The organism is Nostoc sp. (assembly GCF_036918015.1).
Lineage (GTDB): Bacteria > Cyanobacteriota > Cyanobacteriia > Cyanobacteriales > Nostocaceae > Nostoc.
Genome location: NZ_JBALEO010000083.1, coordinates 269,026 through 286,658, shown reverse-complemented (window position 1 = coordinate 286,658; position 17,633 = coordinate 269,026). Strand labels below are relative to the sequence as shown.

Sequence of the window (17,633 nt, the reverse complement as noted above, 5' to 3'; positions counted from 1 at the left end):
CTTAAACCCCCGATTGTGTGCAGAATTTACCGCCACTTTGAGGTTCTGTATAGGTAGAGATGGGACATTTGACTGCGCAACAATCGCCTCGTATGATGACCATTTATCAGGATTTGGCATAGGCGCGGCGGAACCTTCACCCTGATGATTTATTTTGAGCGATCGCCTCTATACTACGTCTATTTGGTTAGACATTTTTGATAAGTTGTTTCGTTAAAGTAGATAATTGTTGTACAAGTTATTATGAAATTTAGTTATGCGGCATCTCCAACTTGCTCCCAATAGGTTGCGGTTTCTCATTGTAGTTTTGTTAATGGTGGGTATATTTTTTCGTTTTTTTAACCTCGATCGCAAAGTTTACTGGCACGATGAGACTTTCACTTCATTGCGGATTTCTGGTTATACGTCAAATGAAGCCAAGCAGCAAATATTTAATGGTCGCATAATTAATAAGGAAAGTTTTGCCAAATTCCAAAGTCCCAATATGGAGAAAGGCTTACGTGACACCATTATATCTTTGGAAGTAGACGATCCACAGCATCCACCACTGTATTATATACTCGCTCGGCTTTGGGTGGGAATCTTTGGCAATTCGGTAACAGTAATTAGAAGTTTATCTGCCTTTATCAGCTTGTTGATTTTTCCGAGTATTTATTGGCTGTGTCGAGAATTATTTAAAGCATCGGCATGGGTATCGGAGGTTGCGATCGCACTCATGGCAATTTCCCCTATTCACTTAGTATACGCCCAAGAAGCACGAGAATACATTCTCTGGATAGTGATTGTATTACTATGCAGCGCTTCATTACTACGAGCATTACGGTTGGAATCAAAAGATCGAGTACTACGCATATTAAATTGGGGAATGTATGCAGTCACTTTGGCGCTTAGTCTATATACATTTTTGTTCAGTGGATTTGTCGTAGTTGCTCATGGTATTTATGTAATTGCCATTGCAAAATTTAGATTTACTAAAACAGTAAAAGCTTATCTATTAGCATCTTTAGCAGGGTTTTTAGCTTTTACATATTGGATAATGGTTTTAATAGTTAACTTGTTGCAATTAAAAAGTTCAACATCCTGGACAAAAACACATTTACCCTTAGATGCTTTAATTAAATCTTGGCTTTTACAGTTAAATCGGATTTTTCTTGATTTAGACTTGGGCTTTGAAAATCCGTTTACCTATGTAATTACGCCATTTTTTTTAGTTCTTGTTGGATATTCTATTTATTTTATTTGTCGAAAAACTAACTATAAAATCTGGTTGTTTATCGTCACACTGATTATGATTCCTGCATTACCTTTAATGCTACCAGACTTACTTTTTGGGGGTATCCGCTCACTTGCCGAGCGTTATTTATTGATTTCTTATTTAGGAATTCAACTAGCTGTTACTTACTTACTAGCTACGCAGCTAAACAATAAGAGTTTTGCACGCCGGAGAATCTGGCAAATAATCATGGGATTAGTGATTATTTGTGGGCTAGTTTCTTATGGAGTGAGTTCTCAGGCTGATACTTGGTGGAGTAAGGTTATTAGCTCTGGCAATCCACAAGTTGCAAAAATTATTAATCAGACTAATCATCCACTTTTGATTAGTAATGATTCTGGTATTAATTATGGTAATGTCTTTTCTCTCAGCTATCTTTTACAGCCAAAAGTGCAGTACCAATTAGTAAAAAACCGTTCTATACCCAATATTCCTGATGAGTTCACTGATATTTTTTTACTAAATCCTTCAGATATCTGGCGTAAGCAAATAGAAAAAACTTATAATTATAAAACAGTTGTTGTATACGGTGACAAGAATTACTTGCTCTGGAAAATAGAAAATTCACGTAGCGACATATTTTTTGAAAAAATTAGGACTTAACCAAAACTAGACGCTGTAGTTATGGGCAATTCATATAAATGAATTCTCGTCAGTTAGAGAAAAAAATTAATTTATTTTCGACTATTATTTGCTATATTAATTATCTTTTATAAGATATTTAAATAATTTCTTGATTAAAACCAGCTAAAAACAACAAAAATAAATATTAAACAAATTCTCATCTGAAATTAATTTAAGTAATGGTAGGATGCTTTAAATTATCCTTTGTGATGAATTCAATGATTCATTGAAAGGTGTTCTATGCAAATAACAGATTTTCTTAGTCTTTTACATCCAGCGATCGCAATTATATTCGTGTTTCCACTCATCGGTACAGTAGTTAATTTTGCTTGGCAAACACGCCAACGTAGATTGCAAATTTTAGCGGGGAGTAAGAGTAAAATTCCTCCAGTGGTGGGTGCAGAACATAAGCAGTTAGGTGAAAGGCTCACAAGTGCAGTTGTGGGATTAACTTTAATCGGATTAAGCTATCCTATTGGCAAAAATATTATCAAAAATCAATTATGGAATCAAACACCTTTTCAAGTTATTTTTATACTGCTAATATTTGCTGCCACCATCGCCTCATTAGTATTTCTTTATCGGGCAAAACAGCGGGTGTGGCGGGCAGTTTTTGCAACTTTAACTGGTGCAGGTTTAGTAATTCTAGGCTGTCAAGATGGAGTCTATCGCCGCACCAATGAGTGGTATTGGTCACATTATTATATTGGCATTACCGCAGCACTGCTGATGATTTTTTCATTAGCAATTGTTCAAGATATTTATCAAGATAAGTCCAATCGCTGGCGTCTTGTCCATACGATTTTAAATTGCATTGCTTTGTTGCTATTTATTGGACAAGGTATGACAGGAACGCGAGACTTGTTAGAAATTCCCCTGAGTTGGCAAGAACCCTATATTTATCAGTGTGATTTTGCTAATAAAACTTGTCCAATGCCAAATCCCCAAGCACCCAAATAAGCAAGGGAGAATAACCTTCAGGAGTACTGAGTGCTGAGTCCTGAGTCCTGAGTGGAGAATCTCATTTATTTACTCAGAACTTGGAACCGGCTAAACCTTAGCTATCCGCTAACGTAACTGTTTTGCCCAATGCCTAATCATTGTAGTGGCAGAGTAACAATTACTGTTGTACCAACACCCTGCTCACTTTCTAATTGAATATAACCTCCATGCAACTCCACACATTTTTTAACTATAGTGAGTCCTAGTCCTGTTCCTTGAATTACACCCACATTGCTGGCGCGATAGAAGGTTTGAAATAGATGAGTTTGGTCTTTGAGAGGAATTCCCATTCCCCGATCTTTGATTTGGAAAATGGCGAGGCGATTTTTGCAAATCAAATCAAACCAAATAGTGTCATTCTCAGGGGAATATTTGATGGCATTGGAAATCAAATTGGTTAAGATACAATTTAGTAGGTCTTCATCTATTTGAGCTTGGATCGATTCACCTTGAAAAGTAAAGATAATGCTGTGCTTACTACCTGCATTTAGTTGAAGAATATCTGTGAGTTCGCTACAGAAATTTTCTAAATTTAAAAGTGTAGGTTTGTATTCGAGTTTAGCTGCTTCCGTTTTACTCAAGAATAATATCTCATCTAAGAGATTAAGCATCTGGTTGATAGCATTTTGTATTCGCTCGAAATATTTAGTTCTCCGGGCATCAGTTAGTTTATTGCTGTTGTATTCAAGGATATCTACAGCCGTCCGAATCGTAGTCATAGGGGTGCGGAACTCGTGAGAAACCATTGCTACAAAGTTTGACTTTAACTCGTTGAGTTCTTGTTCTTTTGCCAGCGCTTGACGGGTGCGTTCTTCACTCTCGCGTAGTTGGTTGAGAATTTCACTTCTTTCAATGGCATAGCGAATAGCACGCACTAACCGTTGTATAGTTATTTTATCTTTAACTAAATAGTCTTGCGCTCCTTCTGCTAATGCTTGCAGTGCTAAATCTTCATCATCAATACCTGTTAATACCACAACTGGGATATCAGGTACTGCTGCCCTAAATTCTTTTAATGTGTCCAGTCCAATAGAGTCTGCAAGGCTGAGGTCTAACAAAACTAGGTCGAATCTGCGTTGCTTTCTACCCCCTATCCGAGAATTATCAAGGGTGGACGCAGAGTTTTCCCTGCTAGCTTCTATTGCCTCAGATAACCGTTCAACATGTAACATCTGCCATTGTTCTTGATCTGCATTTATAAATATCCGGTGTAGCAAATGAGCATCACTTGCACTATCCTCTACTAATAGAATGTGAATTGTGAGCTTTTCCATAGTACAGGGTTATATCAATCTGGTAGATAATCACCTGATTTCCTATTTTTTAGATAGGGATAGAAATCATGCGGTTATTAGAAGGTTACTAGGCAGTTATTAAATATATATTTAAAGATACCTTAATTTGCGTTGAGAGTAAAATAAAATACTGTTCCTACGCCCGTCCCAGTTCCGACTCAGCCTAGATGCGACCACCATACTGTTCTCGACGAGTATGAAGACGGCGGAAAACCTCAGAAATTCGCTCAAGATATTCAGACCATTATCCTGAGCGATCGCTATATGTAAATTAATGTAAATTACTTAGAGCTAGACTCAGTATTATATTACAGTTAACGAGCACAAATTCATGTCTAACGCACGCACGTAGAGACAATGTAGCTCATGACACAAAAAAATAAGTGGATAATTGTAGCTGTTACACCACATATCCACTCGATACTTACTGTATTAGGCTAATTACAAAAGACCTGACAAGATGATTAAAACTTGGGAAAGTTCAAATCAATTAACGTGACTCAGTTCCTTGATTGGGGCTACCTGCTACAGAATCTTCTCCTGGTGCTTCTGGTGTAGCAGAGGGTTTAGCATCACTCTTTTCAGCATCGCCAGTTTTGCGGATACCTTCTTCGATGGGGGTTTGGTAGCCACCAGAAGCGGTAGGTGTAGCTTCTTGATTATTAGATTTTTCTTTTTGTTGTTCAGCCATGACTGCATTCCTAATCATTTATTCTTAGGATTATCTTAAAAAAATTAGGGGTGTGAGTACATCTATCCAGAATATAGTTATGGCTGATTCATCCCTCTATCGTAAGTATTGTTTATTACTATTCATGTATGCTGATGAAAATCCATAAATATCGAATTTATTAACCTTAGAACCCTTGATGCCATTAAGAGAGAACTTGGAATGGGTTTTATATCCAAGATGCTTTTAAAATTGCTGTATTGATAGTTGACAAAAAATGCAAAATCATCTATATGGATCTGAATGAATAGCATGGTGTGATGATTGTGATATAAACTATCAAAATTTAATTAATGAACCAGAGCAATCTATCGTTACCATCTGGATGTGTCCTTCGCGAAGCAACCTCTGCTGATCGGTGGTCGATTCGATTGCTGGTATTTTCAGCCAAACTTGACCCAACCCAATTAAATTGGCAGCAATTTTGGGTAATTGAATACAATCAAAATCTGATAGCTTGTGGACAGCTGCGTAATTTCTCAGGGGCGCAAGAACTTGGTAGCTTAGTCGTTGCATCAGCTTGGAGAGGTCGCGGTTTGGGTAGTTTGCTAACGCAGCATTTGATTAATACAGCAACGCAACCACTTTATCTGGAATGCTTAGGTCAACGGCTGGTGCAGTTTTACAGTCGCTTTGACTTTGTGCCAATATCTTTTGAAGACTTGCCACAATTTCCCAAGACAATAGGCTTATCTACGCTCAAGGATAAATTTAGATTCTCGCAGTTAGCTAAAAGGCTGCTCAAAGTTCCTGTGGTATTTATGGAATATCGAAATAATTCGTAATTCGTAATTCGTAATTCGTAATTAAGATATGCAGAACAGGGCTGGATACAAACTGTTTCCAATCCTTTACTCTTCCCTATTTCAAATCGGAGGTTTAGCAAAAATTGTCAGTAAGACAGGCCCTAGTAAATAATGGTGATTTAAACACAATAGCCCAGCAGAGGAACCAAGAAGTTGACGTTGATTAGGGCTATAGAGTCTAATTCCACGGGGAGAGACTGGCAATAATTGAGGTTCTGTCTCTTTTTGAGAAGTAATGTCAACCAAATAAAAGCGTCCACCGGGAGAAAGTACCCGTGCTATCTCACTAACTACCTGTTTTGGTTCCAAATAGTGCAAGAAGCTGATAGTACTGAAAACGGCATCAAATTGGCCATCAGCAAAGGGAAGAGACTCAGCTTTGCCCTCAATATAAATTAAGCGTGGACGGTGGCGGTTGCTCTGTCTTGCTACCCGCAACATATTAGCAGATAAATCCAATCCGGTAGCTCGCAAATGAGGAAACTGAGTAGCAAGGCGCTCAAGTAAGCGTCCAGTACCACAACCTATATCAAGTACATTTGCTGCCTCTGGTAAATCGACGTACTCCAGCAACCGTTGGTGAATGGCTCGATAAAACACTGAAGGAAAGAACCAATCGTAACTTGATGCCCATAGATCAAAAAGTAGCTTTTTGTTATTGAAAAAGTTATCAGTCATTAGTTTTCGCAGCTTTCTTAAAGCTTGATGCTTTTTGAGGGTAAGTTTAGCTGCGCCTCCAAAAATTTGGTTAACAACACAAATTAACTATAGCGGTTCTGAATTGGTTGTAATATCGGGCTTTTGTCGGGTTAGTTGCAAAAAAATTGTAGGTTGGGGAGCCACAGCGCCCTTGCGGGTTCCCCGCGTTGTAGCAAGTGGCGTTGGAGGCTTTGCCAAAGCCAACATCCTGATATATGTTGGGTTGCGCTCCGCTCCACCCAACCTACGTCTAATGCACTATTTTGCGTAGACAGTCCACTACGTGCATTTCAAAAATCAAATACTAGTCCTATAGAAACATAAAGTACTGCCAGGAACCTGAAAAATTTTGCATCGTTAAGGGATTGAGCCGAAATGTTTGTCAAATAGTGCCAATTTGCTGAAAAGCTTGTCCCGTCTACATTTTTACCTTGAAAATCGAGCTTTACTACTAGGTAAAGGTTAGGGGGTTAGGTTTTGGATGGGTTTTTCAATATGAACTGAAAAGTCAGGACAAATTATCGGGAACTGTAGTACTTGAATGTGTAGTTAACATTACTCCTTCTAACTCTGTAGAGAACCAAATAAAAAGTAATAAGTGCATAAAACTATAAAACCTAACTGTATTTATTTATAGAGGTTCAAATACAAAAAACTCAATCTAGTTTGAAATTATCAAGGTGAAAAATTATGACAAGCTTTATGCAAGTTCACTTACACAAGGATCTACTGCACCCAGTCCGTGAGTGGTTGGAAACGATAGAAATTCATAACTCCAAATTGGCTCATTTCCTATGCAAAGCTATTCCTGCTCAGTGTCCCTTTGAGCGAGACATCACACTGTTTGGTCGGAAGCTATTTCATATTCCACCTATGTGTAAATTAAATCCTCTATACGAGGAAGTGGTTGGTTTGCGTTTTAGAGCGCTCTGTTATCTTGTCGATGAATGTGGTGAAGATATTACAGCTTATTGCTGATAGCCAGTTGGATTGTTGTTTGATCGAGCAGCGATCGGTAATTGCAGGTTTACGGTTGTTACTTACTCAGGTTTATACTAAGCTAACGTACACCTAATTAGATGTTTGGCTATTAAGTAGCTGGCACTATTGTTGCTTCCCGTATCCTGCTGAAATTATTAACATCATCATGACGCACATCTTACTGATTGAAGATGAGGTCAAACTGGCACGATTTGTCGAATTGGAATTGAATTATGAAGGCTATCAAGTCAGTATTGCCTACGATGGATTAACTGCACTCACCGCAGCCAGGGAGTTGCATCTGGATTTAGTAATTTTAGACTGGATGTTGCCTGGGTTGTCGGGGTTGGAAATTTGCAGCCGCTTGCGGAGTATAGCTGAGAAAGTGCCGATAATCTTATTAACCGTCAAAGATGAAGTGAGTGATCGCATTGCAGGTTTAGACGCTGGTGCTGATGATTACCTCGTTAAACCCTTCAGCGTTGATGAATTATTAGCCAGAGTCAGCGCTCACCTACGAAAAAGCAACCAAGCAGAGTACGCAGATGTTTTAGAATTTGAAGACCTAAGTTTAAATCGTCGCACGCGGGAAGTGTACCGAGATCGGCGGTTAATTGAGTTAACTGCTAAGGAATTTGATTTACTAGAATATTTACTGGCCCATCCGCGACAGATAATTAGCTGCGATCGCATTTTAGAGGAAGTCTGGGGTTATGACTTCATGGGCGATACCAACATCATTGAACCTTACATTAACTACCTGCGCCTGAAACTTGAAGCCAATAACGAAAAATGTCTCATTCAAACTGTGATCGGTGTTGGCTACACATTGCATGATTGAATTGGGGATTGGGGATTGGGGATGGTGGGGCCCCCTCTGGGGATAAGGGGTAATGGGGATTGGGGGGAGACAAGCAAAGGACTTTCCAATAATTCTTCCTTATTCCCTCAGTGCCTATTGCCCAAAAGCAAAAGGCTTAAATTTAGCAGATTTTGGCATTTTTGGCAATCTCTACAAAAACTCATCCAACTCAGAGTTAATTATATTAGGATGCACAAAGCTATCATCATCCAAAATCCAAAACTCAAAGTGGCATGACCTATCTAGAAACAGCAGCGCAGTTCTACCGCGAAGTTGCCCAAACCCCGCAAGTTGGACTTTGTTGTGTACAAAGTACGCCCCTGCAACTACCAGGATTGAAAATTCCTTTGGCAATGCAGGAAATGAATTATGGTTGTGGCACCACTGTTCACCCCACCGAACTAGGAAACCAACCTACTGTACTGTACGTCGGCGTTGGTGGCGGCTTAGAAGCGTTGCAATTCGCTTATTTTTCCCGTTATGCAAGTGCTGTAATTGCCGTTGAACCGGTTGGGGCCATGCGGGAAGCAGCTGCACGTAATTTGGAAATTGCTGCTCAAGAAAACCCCTGGTTTAACACCAGCTTTGTCGAAATTAGCGAAGGTGATGCTTTTAATTTACCCGTTGCTGATGCTAGCGTCGATATTGTGGCACAAAATTGCCTTTTCAACATCTTTGAACCAGAAGATTTAACTCGTGCTTTAAAAGAAGCATATCGGGTGTTAAAACCAGGTGGACGCTTGCAGATGAGCGATCCAATTGCTACTCGTCCCATTCCAACACATCTTCAACAAGATGAGCGACTGAGAGCCATGTGTTTATCAGGCGCACTTACATATCAAGAGTATACTGAAAGGATTATAAATGCTGGTTTTGGTCAAGTTGAAATTCGTGCCCGTCGTCCCTATCGCCTACTAGATTCCCAGACTTATAATATAGAAGAAAACCTACTTTTAGAAAGTCTGGATTCTGTCTCATTTAAAGTTGTAATTCCAGAAGATGGTGCTTGCATTTTCACTGGAAAAACAGCAATTTATGCTGGTTCTGAACCCTTCTTTGACGATTTGGCAGGCCATTTACTTCAGCTAGGTATTCCGGCTGCGGTGTGTGATAAAACTGCTGCTAAACTTGCTGCTAGCAAGCCAGCAGAAATAATTGTTACTGATTCAACCTGGCACTATAGCGGTGGTGGCTGCTGTTAATTTCTGTAAGAATTCAGGAGTCAGGAGTCAGAATTCAGAATAGTTAAAGAATTAGGAGAAGATTTGATAGATAAATGTACTAATCATGCTGCATTCCTTTTAAATTCTGACTTCTGTTAGCGTAGCGGGGCGTAGCCCATTCTGGGTGCTGAATTCTTACTAATTTCTTAACAAAGAATTCAGGAGTCAGAATGGGCTAAACCTTAGCTATCCGCTAACAGAATGGTTCTGTGCGACTGGGTAATAAAGGCACAATTTGAATATTTCACTAATAACATTCTGACTTCTGACTTCTGACTTCTTGTTTATAAACTCCAAAATGTTGTTAATTAGTCTGTTTTTAGCTACGCTTTTTTTAGCATATTCAAATGGAGCAAATGATAATTTTAAAGGTGTAGCGACGCTGTTTGGTAGCCGGACTAGCAGTTATCAAACAGCAATTTTGTGGGCAACTTTTACAACTTTGGCTGGTGCAATAACTGCGACTTTTTTAGCAGGAGCATTAATTAAAAACTTCTCTGGAAAAGGATTATTACCTGATGCGATCGCTAATTCTCCAGAGTTTCATCTTGCAGTCGCGATCGCTACTGGATTGACTGTACTCATTGCTACCCTTATGGGGTTTCCCATTTCGACAACTCATAGTTTAACAGGTGCGCTGGTTGGCGCTGGATTAGTTGCGATCGGACTACAAGTTAATTTTGCCGCTTTAGGAACTTCCTTTATTTTGCCTTTATTACTCAGTCCACTCATTGCTATTCCCTTGGGAGCAGGAATTTACAGCTTATCTGGCTATATTAATTCAAAATGGCATCTACCAGTCAACCACAAAATGATTGATGGTTGCCATTTTCTCAGCGCTGGAATTGTCAGCTTTACTAGAGGATTAAATGATACTCCTAAGATTGTTTCACTCATCCTAATTATTGAATATTTCTCGATTCAGGGAGGAGCGATCGTGATAGCGATCGCAATGGCACTTGGCGGTTTACTCAACTCTCAAAAAGTTGCAATAACCATGAGCGAAAAGATTACCTCAATGAATCATACTCAAGGCTTATCAGCAAATATAGTAACTGGGATTCTGGTGATTGCAGCTACTCGGTTTGGGCTTCCAGTTTCTACCACTTACGTTTCAGTTGGTTCTATTTTTGGTGTAGGAATTAGCAAAAAATCTAAATCTAATACGCGTGTTTTTTATCAGATTCTATTATCGTGGATTTTAACTTTACCAACTGCTGCAATTATTAGTGCAATAACCTACAGATTATTGCAAGGTTAGAAAAATTGAATATTGTTGTGCAATTTTTTAGGATTAGTAACTAATGCAAACTCAAACAGAAATTTTACTAGATACAGCAGTCACAGCCTTTAAAAACAAACTCAGTTCACCTTTGACGAAAAAAGGAATCACTGTTTTACAAATTAATCTAGGTAAGCTTTGTAATCTTGCTTGTACACACTGTCATGTCGAAGCCGGGCCAAAACGTACAGAAGAACTTTCTCCTGAAATTTGCGAACAATTGATTTCACTAATCCATAAATTTCCCGAAATTAAAATTGTGGATTTGACTGGTGGCGCACCCGAAATGAATTATGGATTTAAGCCACTGGTAGAAGCAGCAAAAGCAACTGGTAAACAAGTAATTGTCCGGTCTAATTTGACTATTTATTTTGAAGATGGATTTGGGGATTTACCAGAATACTTTGCTAAACACCAAGTAAGAGTTGTAGCTTCCTTGCCCTGTTACCTAGCAGATAATGTTGATAAAATGCGCGGTACTGGTGTTTTTGATAGTTCAGTCAAAGCTTTGCAGTGGCTTAACCAACTCGGCTACGGCAAAGACCAAAATTTAATTTTGGACTTGGTTTTTAATCCCCAGTTACCCACCGATGAAAAATTTTCTTTAGCTCCCGAACAGACCAACCTAGAACGAGATTACAAAATGTTCTTACAAGAACATTTTAATATTGTGTTTAACAACCTCTTCACCTTTACCAACTTACCAGTTGGTAGAACCAAAATGCATTTAGAACGGAGAAAACTATACACCAGCTATTTGCAGTTTTTAGAGTCGCATTTTAATCCCAGCACAGTTGAACATTTAATGTGTCGCGATGAAGTTTCAATTGACTATCTGGGCAATGTATATGATTGTGACTTTAACCAAATGATGAATTTGCCTGCAAAAACTCGCAATGGTGAAACTTTGACAGTTGGCAAATTGTTAGAAGCTGGCAATTTAGACCTGATTAATGAGGTACAAACTGCTGCTTATTGCTATGGTTGTACCGCTGGATGTGGTTCTAGTTGTGGTGGCGCTTTACTCTAATGTCTTTTATCGATGAAATTAATCCTGTCAATGCTTTGATTGTGGGAGCCAGCCAAGGTATTGGTTTGGGTTGTGTGAAAAAATTGCTACAAGATCGCAGAATAGCTAAAATTTATGCAACTTCTCGTCAACCTAAATTGGCCTTAGAGTTAATAGCTCTTGTAGACGAATGTCCTGAGCGATTAATTTGTTTGGAGATGGATATTACTGACGAGTTACAGATTATTAAAGCTGTTCAAAAAATACATACTCAAGTTGATAAACTGCATTTGGTAGTCAACTGTGTAGGACTGTTACATGAAGATACTTTGCAACCTGAAAAAAGCTTAAGACAGATCAATTCAGAAAATTTGCTGCGCTACTTTCAGATAAATAGTATTGGTGCTGTCTTACTGGCTAAACATTTATTGCCTCTGTTTCGTCATGGAGAACGCAGCGTGTTCGCCACTATTTCTGCTAAATTGGGCAGTATTGGCGATAACCAACTTGGTGGATGGTATGGCTATCGGGCTTCTAAAGCAGCACTCAATATGTTGATGCGAACTGCGGCAATTGAGTATAAAAGAAGTTGTCCGAAAGCATTAATAGTAACATTGCATCCTGGTACAACTGATACCCGCCTTTCTCGTCCTTTCCAGGGAAATGTACCTGCGGAAAAATTATTTTCAGTGGAACGTACTGTTACCCAATTATTGGCTGTCATCGAACAGCTTCAAGAAGGTGATAGTGGACACTTTTTCTCATGGGATGGGAGCAGATTGCCTTGGTAATTGCGTTACGCTTGTGCTAGTGAAACTTATGTTATTCGTAACCAAAGCCTATGAAGTTTTTTGTGCCAGCAGCCAAGGATAATATCAAAGCGGAGAAGGTATGACTAACATTCAGATTTCCTTACCTGAGTCGATGAAAGTCTTTGTCGAAGAACAAGTAGCTAAAGGCGGTTATAGTTCAGCCAGTGAATATCTTCAAGAGCTAATCTTTCAAGATCAACAGTGCAAAAGCCAAGAAGGAAAATGCGCTCAGTTGATGGCAAAGCTTCAGACACAGGGTCAACTGAACAATGAGGAGTTTGAAGTCGTTGTAGATAAGTTAGCTGACGAGTTTGCAGCATACTTTGGGTCAAATATACCTGTGCTGTCAGATTATGCTGTGACCCGTGAGAGTATTTATGAGGATCATCCTTAGCAGTGGTATACCTCATAGACACTAACATCCTACTGCGTTTTGTAGATCGCACTCACCCACTACACCCAATAATACGAACTGCAATCCGAAAACTGCGACGCGATGGAAATACACTGCAAATCACCGTGCAAAACTGCGTTGAGTTTTGGAATGTTGCTACAAGACCAGCCACAAAAAACGGATTTGGCTTAACACCAACAGATGCAGATGCCTCTGTACTGAAAGCTAAGAACTGGGAAATTCTAACTCAGCGCTTCCCCGTCCCAACTGCACCACCTCAGATGGTAGGTGTCGCTCTAACCAATCTTCCAAATCAGCCATTACCTCTCGATAATTGAGGTCACGCTGAATTTCGTGATAGGCTTCTGGATACTCAATTCTCAGCTTATCTGTATAGTTTACCCGTTGATAAAAGATGTCGCTTCCCACAGGTAAAGCAACTCGGTCTGCACCACCGTGGAGAATCAACAATGGTAATTGCCAATCACCTGCATGAGCATTAATCCAATTAACTGTTGCAAAGAATTCTGTAGCTAGACGGGCGCTAGCAAGGGTATGTCGCAGTGTATCCTGAGCGATCGCAGCTAAAACCTGCGGATCTCGTGAACCAGCGCTAATGTCAATGCCTGTATTTAGGGTGAAACGCGGCCACACCCGTGAGAGCATTTTTCCTAAAAGTACCCGAATCGGTGAAACCCCAACTTTCCCCAAGGTTGGCGCAAGAGCGATCGCACCCTGCAATAATGATGCTTGTTGAGGATAGCGCAGAATGTAATCTAAGACAATCACCGCGCCTAAGCTGTGACCCAAGAGAAAAACTGGACATCCAGGGTTCTGAGTCTGAATTAACTGTAAAAAAGCTCCTAAGTCTTCACGAAACTCACTCCAAGCGTTGATATAGCCTTGCTGACCCGGTGAGCGTCCATGACCGCGCAAGTCTAAGGCGTAGACAGCATATTGCTTGGGTATCAACTGCTCAATTACATTACTGTAGCGATCGCTGTGCCCTCCGAGTCCATGCACAATGGCTAATATTACCCGGACTTTACCCTCTGGATGCCAGCTTTGATAATACAGTTCAAGTCCTCCCACACCCTGGAATCTGCCTTGTTTATGAGAGAGTATGCGAGTGCTATGGTCAATCATAGGGTTAATTTTTTATGTAATTTAAATAATTTCTATACTATTTTTGAGGATAGTTTTAATTCCACTAATACAATATCTGCTGCGATACTTCCATTAACTCGATGGCGCCTTAATTGTTCAAAGAATATTTTCAAAAATAGAGTAGGATTTTTTATTAGTTCTTGGAGTAATCTCAACTTAGATACTGTTTGATTTTTTCCAAATTTAGATAAACTAAAATTGTTTATTGTTCTTGCCATAACAGAATTTGCAGGTGGCATATAAAATTTTATCTCACAGCCTAGTTGATGTGCTAGTTCTTCATAAGATTTTTTACTCAAACGTAGCAGATGATGTGGTGGGTGATTTAATATATCAAACCAGTCTGATTCAACCGACATAGGTGAATAAGGAGTGCTGATGAATATACTACCCATCGGTTTGAGAACAGAAAGCATTGATGCAATAAATTGCTTTGGTTGGCTAATATGTTCTAAGCAATGAAAAGACAATACATAGTTAAAGCTTTCGCTAGGAAATTTATTGTAAAAACTCTCAATTGTTTCACAGTAAACTTCAAATCCTCTTGCCTGACATTGCTCAATCGAGTCTGGAGTTGTGTCTAAACCAACTATACGAGTATTTGAAAGTTTGTTGGCAATTTCTAAAAAATTACCTCCTCCGCAGCCCACATCTAAGATAGAAATTGAATTTTGTCTTTCTCGCTGATTTATTTGCTCAATTACGGCAAACCATTCCCATCTAGTTTCTGGATAATAACCTGCTCTAGTAGTAACCCATTGGTAAAATGACTGGCTGCCTGCTTCTAGAGGAAAAGCATATTCAAGTGAGCAATTTTTACATTGCTGGATCTCATAGTCTATTATTTCAATTTTGTCTGGTGGCTTTTCAGCAAAATAATCTTCTAATTCGCTCATAATATTTTTTTTAGAGAATGAACGAATATGGATGCCTTCATGACTACAAACAGGACATTCATTTGAAATATTTTTAGACATAATAAAGATTGGATTATATATTTTTTTATGTGTTGCAGTTAAAGTTTACTATGTTTTTTATACTTTACAGCAATCTTTTACTGTTGTTGAATAAAACTACGATCAAATACGGTCGGGGGTACAAGTATAAAAAAACATTGAAGCAGGCAGGAGGTCACTGAGTTTACGGTGAGCGCAGTCGAACTGCGTAGTCGTACCCTCCGGGGAAGCAAGCTACGCGCAGCGTCTCGTAGAGAAGTGAGGCAGAAGGCAGGATAGCGCAGCGTTAGCGAGTCCGCGAGCGTCGGCAGGAGGCAGAAGTTAGAAACTGTTTATGTCTGATTTTAATTCCTGCATTTTGTACCTCAGTTAGTCGCAAACTGCTGTATATTGTGGTCAGAGATTATTGTTCTAAAAAGTTTGTAACTTTGAAATTTGATGTTCCCTCCCAACAGTGGTTCAAAAATGCATTTACCTGAGCATCTACTGCATCAACCGATTCTCTAGATGCATTAAATTGCACTGCTGTCACAATGTATTCAAAGATAATTACAAATTGCTTTTGGGCTGAAATTCTTTCGACTACAATTGTTTCACCTATCTTCGGAATTTGAGGCAGATTTACCACAAATGTCTCAATTTTCGGTTTATCTAATGGATTTTTGAAATTGAAGTATTTACAATAAACAATAATTTTCACTTAGACAACCACCAATAACATTATAGATAATCAAAATTATCCTTAAATTGAAAAATTGTAAGCCCCGATTAAATCTGATGAGCGTGAATTACGAACTTGTACTGAGCGTAGCCGAAGTATTACAAATTAGTATTATTTTCCTTGCCACAACTGCCGTAACGACTGAAAAATCTTGACAAATCTCTCTTCTAGCCAGACCATAACATAATCAAGCCATTCCAAAAGTTGTTCTAAAGGGTGCTTTTCATAGCCAGTTGAAGTTGCTGTGGTTTCTATCCAATCTGGCTGTGCCTCAACATGACTGCTTTGGTGAAATTGCTGTTGCAACATTTCCCCTTTACGACTCTCGCTTTTAGTTTGGGAAATGCGGGTTTGAGTTTGTTTTACAGATGCGACTTTTCCAGATGTTTTTTTACTTGATGTAAGATTACTACTTGGTTGTTTTCTTTGTATCAAACCAGATCCGACTTTAGGTTGTTTTACACTCAAATTCTTTTGTGGAAAATGCCCTATTGATAAACTTGGGGCTAAAGCAGGATTTATTCCCCCAGAAAGTGTAACTGGCTTTTCAGCAACGGTTTTTGTGTCACCAAATAAATCATTCCACGTTAGCCAAGGATCGTTTGTTAAATCCTGGTTCTCTCCCAGAGGGCTTTTGGACAAAGCTTTTCTAAGGCGTGATGGAAATAGTTTACCTGGCAATCTTTCATTACTGGTTGCTGTCTCAAGTGTTTTTCTATTACCAACACCAAAAAAGTAATTAAGTGCCGCCTCAATCAAAGCCTGAAAATTCTGTGAATGAGTTTCTAAACCATCAGCGTTGGCGGCAATTTCTCCCTTTGCAGCTAATTGCTCTTTGCCATAAAGAAATATGTTTAACTGAGTTTGGGCGACTTGGATAACTTCCTGGCTACGTTCTTGCACTGGGATTAAAGCATTCGATTCCAATTTAGCAACGGCTATATCTATAAATGCTAATAATCTATCTGTATTAAGTAAATCTTTTGGTATACCCTCGGCTAAAACTGGAATTTTAGCTGGGTTTACGTCAGTGAGTTTTGCTAATAATCGGTCAATTTGTGGTAGTAGCTGCGTTTCTTTTTTAGCTACAATCAAACGCCAAGACTGCCAGTAATTAGCAACTTCGTTAATAATTCGTTCTTCTAATTTTGCCTGTTGTTCCGGTGTTAAGATATCTAGAATTTCATTGTCGGCAGTAACAAGTACTAAATTTCGACTCATCAAATTTGTGGCAATTCCTCGCACTATTAGAAGACGCTGTTGAAGGGCATTGTCTAATTGTGAAGGGTTGAGACTGACAGCTTGATTAGCTGTAATATTTGATGATTGAGTAAGATTAGAGTTATTTTCAACCAATTTCAGCCGGAAAACTCCCAATAAAGCCAAGGGATTGAAATGTTTAGATGCTTTCGTAGGAGTGGAAGCGGGTTCATCTGATGACAGATAATTGACTGCCTCTAGTACATTTTGAATGGGACTATCAGCATTGGGTAGAGTTTCAGGCTGGAAATCGGTATCATTTGGTTGTAACTTTAATCTAGTTTGTGGTTCTTTAGTATGTAGCGTTTTCCCAGATGATTCAGATGACTGAAACAGTAGATACACTGGGTAAAGTAGTACCTCGACACCCCACTTAGTGGCGACTTGCAAATGCCGAAAGGTATGTTCCCACTGTTGTGTCACCCGCCGAGATTGCTGGTGGACAAAGTTAAATAGTCTGCTTTGATAACGACCAGAGGAACCAGAAGACATAGTAGTAATTTTTTAGTTCAAGTCTTGTTAAGTTGTGAGACTCGC

Annotated in this window: 17 protein-coding genes; 10 read left to right on the top strand and 7 right to left on the bottom strand. The window is 39.2% G+C overall.

What is annotated here, in order from left to right; translation table 11 throughout:
- Positions 1–256: 256 nt before the first annotated feature.
- Both V7K61_RS25255 and V7K61_RS25250 read left to right on the top strand, forming a co-directional pair.
- Complete coding sequence (locus V7K61_RS25255; protein WP_335057577.1) at positions 257–1,876, top strand: glycosyltransferase family 39 protein; 1,620 nt, start codon at positions 257–259, stop codon at positions 1,874–1,876.
- A 261-nt stretch (positions 1,877–2,137) separates the two neighbouring features.
- On the top strand, positions 2,138–2,857 hold the full coding sequence (locus V7K61_RS25250; RefSeq protein WP_335057575.1) for a DUF4079 domain-containing protein: 720 nt from the start codon (positions 2,138–2,140) through the stop codon (positions 2,855–2,857).
- Positions 2,858–2,994: 137 nt separating this feature from the next.
- On the opposite strand, the gene V7K61_RS25245 is transcribed toward V7K61_RS25250, so the two are convergent.
- Both V7K61_RS25245 and V7K61_RS25240 read right to left on the bottom strand, forming a co-directional pair.
- Positions 2,995–4,173: a hybrid sensor histidine kinase/response regulator gene (locus V7K61_RS25245; protein ID WP_335057573.1), complete on the bottom strand. Its 1,179-nt coding sequence runs from the start codon at positions 4,171–4,173 to the stop codon at positions 2,995–2,997.
- A 511-nt stretch (positions 4,174–4,684) separates the two neighbouring features.
- Complete coding sequence (locus tag V7K61_RS25240) at positions 4,685–4,885, bottom strand: hypothetical protein (RefSeq protein WP_335057571.1); 201 nt, start codon at positions 4,883–4,885, stop codon at positions 4,685–4,687.
- A gap of 332 nt (positions 4,886–5,217) precedes the next feature.
- Here V7K61_RS25240 and V7K61_RS25235 point away from each other — a divergent pair, with 332 nt between their 5' ends.
- Positions 5,218–5,709: a GNAT family N-acetyltransferase gene (locus V7K61_RS25235; protein ID WP_335057569.1), complete on the top strand. Its 492-nt coding sequence runs from the start codon at positions 5,218–5,220 to the stop codon at positions 5,707–5,709.
- Positions 5,710–5,790: 81 nt separating this feature from the next.
- On the opposite strand, the gene V7K61_RS25230 is transcribed toward V7K61_RS25235, so the two are convergent.
- The gene (locus tag V7K61_RS25230) at positions 5,791–6,408 is read right to left on the bottom strand and encodes a class I SAM-dependent methyltransferase (protein ID WP_335057567.1); all 618 of its coding nucleotides are present in this window, start codon (positions 6,406–6,408) and stop codon (positions 5,791–5,793) included.
- Between the two features lie 711 nt (positions 6,409–7,119).
- Here V7K61_RS25230 and V7K61_RS25225 point away from each other — a divergent pair.
- From V7K61_RS25225 to V7K61_RS25195, 7 genes are all read left to right on the top strand, one after another.
- Complete coding sequence (locus tag V7K61_RS25225) at positions 7,120–7,407, top strand: Mo-dependent nitrogenase C-terminal domain-containing protein (RefSeq protein WP_335057565.1); 288 nt, start codon at positions 7,120–7,122, stop codon at positions 7,405–7,407.
- 169 nt (positions 7,408–7,576) lie between these two features.
- Positions 7,577–8,251, top strand: coding sequence for a response regulator transcription factor (locus tag V7K61_RS25220; protein WP_335057562.1), 675 nt, complete (start codon positions 7,577–7,579; stop codon positions 8,249–8,251).
- A gap of 254 nt (positions 8,252–8,505) precedes the next feature.
- Positions 8,506–9,474, top strand: a complete 969-nt coding sequence (arsM, locus tag V7K61_RS25215; protein WP_335057560.1) for an arsenosugar biosynthesis arsenite methyltransferase ArsM — start codon at positions 8,506–8,508, stop codon at positions 9,472–9,474.
- A 319-nt stretch (positions 9,475–9,793) separates the two neighbouring features.
- Positions 9,794–10,756 (top strand): inorganic phosphate transporter, encoded by a 963-nt coding sequence (locus V7K61_RS25210; protein WP_335057558.1) that lies wholly within the window; start codon positions 9,794–9,796, stop codon positions 10,754–10,756.
- Between the two features lie 43 nt (positions 10,757–10,799).
- Positions 10,800–11,807 carry an arsenosugar biosynthesis radical SAM (seleno)protein ArsS gene (gene arsS, locus V7K61_RS25205; protein WP_335057556.1) on the top strand — a complete coding sequence of 336 codons (1,008 nt, stop codon included), beginning with the start codon at positions 10,800–10,802 and terminating at the stop codon, positions 11,805–11,807.
- Positions 11,807–12,577, top strand: coding sequence for an SDR family NAD(P)-dependent oxidoreductase (locus V7K61_RS25200; RefSeq protein ID WP_335057554.1), 771 nt, complete (start codon positions 11,807–11,809; stop codon positions 12,575–12,577). Before arsS ends, V7K61_RS25200 begins: the two co-directional genes overlap by 1 nt.
- A 100-nt stretch (positions 12,578–12,677) precedes the next feature.
- Entirely contained in the window at positions 12,678–12,992 is a 315-nt protein-coding gene (locus V7K61_RS25195; protein ID WP_335057552.1) for a ribbon-helix-helix domain-containing protein, read from the top strand.
- A gap of 225 nt (positions 12,993–13,217) precedes the next feature.
- On the opposite strand, the gene V7K61_RS25190 is transcribed toward V7K61_RS25195, so the two are convergent.
- The 4 genes from V7K61_RS25190 to V7K61_RS25175 form a co-directional block, all read right to left on the bottom strand.
- Entirely contained in the window at positions 13,218–14,138 is a 921-nt protein-coding gene (locus tag V7K61_RS25190) for an alpha/beta hydrolase (RefSeq protein ID WP_335057550.1), read from the bottom strand.
- A gap of 32 nt (positions 14,139–14,170) precedes the next feature.
- A complete protein-coding gene (locus V7K61_RS25185; protein WP_335057548.1) occupies positions 14,171–15,136 on the bottom strand; it encodes a class I SAM-dependent methyltransferase in 966 nt (321 codons plus the stop codon).
- Positions 15,137–15,518: 382 nt separating this feature from the next.
- Complete coding sequence (locus tag V7K61_RS25180; protein WP_335057546.1) at positions 15,519–15,815, bottom strand: hypothetical protein; 297 nt, start codon at positions 15,813–15,815, stop codon at positions 15,519–15,521.
- A gap of 132 nt (positions 15,816–15,947) precedes the next feature.
- Complete coding sequence (locus V7K61_RS25175) at positions 15,948–17,588, bottom strand: hypothetical protein (protein WP_335057544.1); 1,641 nt, start codon at positions 17,586–17,588, stop codon at positions 15,948–15,950.
- Positions 17,589–17,633 lie beyond the last annotated feature (45 nt).